Source organism: Alkalibacterium indicireducens, assembly GCF_039522005.1.
In the GTDB taxonomy this organism is placed as follows: Bacteria; Bacillota; Bacilli; order Lactobacillales; family Carnobacteriaceae_A; genus Alkalibacterium; species Alkalibacterium indicireducens.
This window is the reverse complement of record NZ_BAAADA010000119.1, coordinates 1-4,183: the sequence shown is the minus strand read 5'-3', so window position 1 is coordinate 4,183 and position 4,183 is coordinate 1. Positions and strand designations below refer to the sequence as shown.

The window sequence follows — 4,183 nt, the reverse complement described above, 5'->3', positions numbered from 1 at the left end:
GGCATAATAATCGGTACCAAGTCAATGACACCAAGGGTCAAAGGCTATTTTTTAACTGCAAAACTTGAGTTAAGTCAGATGATGTAGCGATATACTCATGAAAAATTATTGTGAAATTATTATAATTCTATTGAATTTAGACTAAATCAAGTTGTTACACAGTTAGGGTTGAAATAGGAGTTACATATATTTGAGGAGGAAAGGGAATGCGTTTCAAAACAGTACAAAAAGCCACATATCCTAAACATAATAAATCGCGTACACACCATAAGGCAATTGAAAAAATAGATGCACCGGCTATCATGGTTTTCCCGATGTCCATGCACTTGGGTGCTCCGGCCAAGCCAGTAGTGGAAGTGGGCGACAAAGTGAAGGTGGGAACCTTGTTGGGGGAAGCTCAAGGCTTCATTTCTGCAAATATTCTGTCATCAGTAAGTGGGGAAGTCATTTCTATTGAAGAACGTGATGTACTCAGTGATATCTACACATGTGTCATCATAAAAAATGATGGAGAATACACAGAAGAAGCGCCGTTTCCGGAAGCAGGAGATAATGTGGATCCGGCACTTGTTCCTGAACTGATCAAAAGAGCCGGTATTTCCGGAATGGGAGGAGCGACATTCTCGACTAACGTAAAAATGTCACCGCCCAAAGACAAGAAAATCGACACGCTTATTCTTAACGGAGCAGAATGCGAGCCGTATTCTACATCTGATCTGCGTACGATGATCGAATATGCAGATGAAATTATTGAAGGTGTCCGCGTTATCGATTCAGTCTTCAACGTTGACAGAGTATTCATTGGTATTGAAGACAATGCTAAAGAAGCTGGAGAAGCACTGAAAAAAGCAGCTGAGGGCTACGATAAAGTTGAGATCAAAGTCCTTGAAGCTAAATATCCTCAAGGATCTGAAAAGCAGTTGATCGAGAACTGTACAGGACGTCAAGTGCCTGCAGGCGGCCTGCCAGCTGATATCGGCTGTGTCGTATCCAATGTTGGGACATTTCAGATGATATACCGTGCGGTACGCTTAGGTAAACCTATGGTAGAACGTGTCTGCACGATTTCAGGTACACCAGTTGCCGACCCTAAAAACCTGCTTGTACGTCTGGGTACACCGATTGATGACGTGATTGATTTTTGTGGAGGCTTCCAGGAAGCGCCACGTAAAGTGATTCACGGTGGGCCTATGATGGGGAAAACCATCAAAGACGGAGCGATTCCTATCTCTAAAGGGACCACTCATGTGACATTCCTTACTGCAGAAGAAGTCGATGATGAAGAACGTATGGATTGTATCCGCTGTTCAGAATGTATTAACGTCTGTCCTGTAAGCTTACAGCCTATACTTATCAGTAATGCTTACGAGCGGGGAGACATCGAAAAAGCAGAACAGCTTGGAGCTATGGACTGTATTGAATGCGGAAACTGTTCATATATCTGTCCGTCCAAGATTCCTTTACTAGACAACATAAGAAAAGCTAAAACGGTTATCAGACAGAATGCAAAGGCGGTGTAGGAATGAGTACGAATAAAACAAAAACCACCTTGGCCGATTACGATTTAGTGCTCGACAACTCACCACACATATTTGAAAAATGGTCATCACAGTGGATCATGCTGCAAGTTATTATTTCCATGCTGTTTCCGTTGGCAGCGGGTGTCTACTTCTTCGGATTCCAGACACTTTATCTTACTGTTCTTGCTGTGATCACGTGTGTGATCAGTGAGTACCTGTACGAAAAAATTGTTAGAAAACGTGTAACTGTGACCGATTTATCAGCAGTAGTTACAGGTATGCTTATTGGATTAAGTATGCCAAACGGTGTCCAATGGTACAGTATTATTATTGTCAGTCTATTCGCGATTATTGTTGTCAAGATGATTCCGGGTGGAATCGGCAGAAACCGGTTCAATCCCGCGGTAGGCGGACGAGTCATGTATTTGATGGCACCTTGGATTGTAAATACATTTGTTTCAGGAGAAGATATAATAACCACAGCAAGTCAGGCAGAAGCTATTACAACTGCAACTCCAGATGACCTGGTTGCTGCTGCAACACCCTTGTTCTACATTGGAAGTGGTGCGCAGGAAGTACCGGACGGCGCGCAGACGCTTTGGAATATGTTCCTGGGAAATCAAGGTGGATGGGGCGGATCTCTTGGTGAAACAAGTGCACTCGCATTACTCATCGCGATGGCGTTTCTGATTTTCCGACGCATTATCAATCCTAAGATACCGGCAATGTACATCGGAACAGTTGCTCTGATCATGCTGGTTTACTCAGGATTTGATTTCGAATTCATGATGTATCACATTCTAAGTGGGGCCTTGCTTCTGGCAGGAACTTTCATGGTCACAGACTATGCTTCAGGTGGCCTGACTCCTCTTGGTCGAACGGTATTTCCGATCGGCGCTGGCATCATTACTGCGGCTTTCAGAATTGGATATTTTTCACCTGAAGGGGTTGGCTTCTCAATACTGATTATGAATGCGATCATTCCATTTGTAGACAAACTGGTTATGCCGCGCATTTACGGTCACAAGAAACGTCCCGGAGTTCATCCGGATTATGATCTGACAGAGCCGCTTACCAAGCGTGACGTGCTGACAGACAATTGAGTAGATAATAAAACGGCTGGAAAATGATCCGGCCGTTTTTTTTACGTATTATTCAGCGTATACTTAAGAAAATAGAAAAGGGTGTGCTAAGTATGCTGAAAAAAATACTTGCAGCAGGAGCAGTTTTTATCATTGGAATGGTTTTAAGCGGGTGCGGAGACATAAGAGAACCGTCACCGTTTGAAGAAGTAGATACATTGGACGGTGTATCTATAAGCTTGAATCAGGAAGTGTATGATTCAGAAGGAGAGACATTCATTCTTACTGTGTCGAATCAGTCTGAAGAAGAGATAAGCTATGGCATTGCGTTTACTGTCGAAAAGCAGGAAGGGGACCAGTGGATAACCGTTGAACCAGAGGAAGAGATGTCATTTATTATGATTGCCCATATACTGGGTCCGGGAGAAGAGGCAGAAGACGAACTGAACATGCATTATTATGAGCCCTTCGAACCAGGTGAGTACCGAGTCGTCAGACAGATCGAAGGAGAAGTGCTGACTGCCGAGTTTACTGTGGAATAAAAAGATAAAGCAATAAAGATAAGTCAGCTTGTTAGCGACAACTGACATCTTTATTGCTTTTCCTTAATTGTCTGGTGTAGTTTTGATGGTATTGATCTTAAGAATGTCTTCATAATCACCAACCTGAGATATGAAATGTATCATGTTAAACTGTGCGGGAAGGTGCAATGTATACATATCTTCACAAATTGAACTTCCGTCTTCCAAATAGGTAATAGAATGATCTGTTGAAACAACAGTGATATTGTTTGCTTTAAAAGTTTCCACTAGATAAGCAAGTGTAGCATCTCTATTTTTATACTGAATCTCCAGTTGTTTAGTACTGTCGATCTTGAATAATCCTTTAAGCAGACGCAAAACGATCAGCATGATAAATGTACTTGTGATTGCCATGAAATAATAACCCATACCCACGGCAATACCTAAACTTGCTACAGCCCATATTGAAGCAGCCGTTGTCAGTCCAGTCACTGTGCGTCTACTTACAATAATTGTTCCTGCGCCCAGGAATCCAATCCCGTTGACAATCTGAGCGGTAAGACGAGTAATGTCGGTTGATAATATTGTTGAAAAATCGGGGTTGTCCATGGCAAAGTTCAAGACCCATCTGCTGGCTTCCAGTTGCGTCATCGTAATGATCGCTGCACCCAGACTGACTAGAGTATGGGTGCGTATCCCAGCATCGCGACCCTTAAGTTCTCGTTCGTAACCAATTACCCCGCCGACGACTGCAGCGAGAATCAGTCTTAAAAATAATTCTATCTGAGTAAATTCCAAACCGATTCCTCCCTCATACTTTTATAACACTATTATCGTTAACTTGACAAATAAATACAAGAATGAATTTGTAGAGATCACAGGGAATTACTTTCATCTTTCTGCTACATATTGTATACTAAAATTATTAGCAGAACCTACCAGTTTTTTTCACATGTACATAACTATAAGAAAGTATGTGAAAAAAGTAATTGAACCAATTTCATAACTAACTTTTTAAAAAAGGAAACACTCGTCTAATTTCAAAATGACTATTTTTTAA

4 protein-coding genes are annotated in these 4,183 nt (G+C 41.9%); 3 read left to right on the top strand and 1 reads right to left on the bottom strand.

The window, feature by feature from the left end; translation table 11 throughout:
- Window positions 1-206: 206 nt before the first annotated feature.
- From rsxC to ABFX15_RS07590, 3 genes are all read left to right on the top strand, one after another.
- Complete coding sequence (gene rsxC / locus ABFX15_RS07600) at window positions 207-1,520, top strand: electron transport complex subunit RsxC (RefSeq protein WP_346024865.1); 1,314 nt, start codon at window positions 207-209, stop codon at window positions 1,518-1,520.
- Window positions 1,521-1,522: 2 nt separating this feature from the next.
- A complete protein-coding gene (locus ABFX15_RS07595) occupies window positions 1,523-2,623 on the top strand; it encodes an RnfABCDGE type electron transport complex subunit D (RefSeq protein ID WP_346024864.1) in 1,101 nt (366 codons plus the stop codon).
- Between the two features lie 92 nt (window positions 2,624-2,715).
- Window positions 2,716-3,144 (top strand): immunoglobulin-like domain-containing protein, encoded by a 429-nt coding sequence (locus tag ABFX15_RS07590; RefSeq protein ID WP_346024863.1) that lies wholly within the window; start codon window positions 2,716-2,718, stop codon window positions 3,142-3,144.
- Between the two features lie 63 nt (window positions 3,145-3,207).
- Here ABFX15_RS07590 and ABFX15_RS07585 read toward each other — a convergent pair whose 3' ends face one another.
- Window positions 3,208-3,921, bottom strand: a complete 714-nt coding sequence (locus tag ABFX15_RS07585) for an MgtC/SapB family protein (protein ID WP_346024862.1) — start codon at window positions 3,919-3,921, stop codon at window positions 3,208-3,210.
- Between the last annotated feature and the right edge of the window lie 262 nt (window positions 3,922-4,183).

Bases quoted from the DNA above. Each gene is read 5' to 3' on its own strand.
- rsxC (WP_346024865.1), top strand. From the start codon at position 207: ATGCGTTTCAAAACAGTACAAAAAGCCACATATCCTAAACATAATAAA.
- ABFX15_RS07595 (WP_346024864.1), top strand. From the start codon at position 1,523: ATGAGTACGAATAAAACAAAAACCACCTTGGCCGATTACGATTTAGTG.
- ABFX15_RS07590 (WP_346024863.1), top strand. From the start codon at position 2,716: ATGCTGAAAAAAATACTTGCAGCAGGAGCAGTTTTTATCATTGGAATG.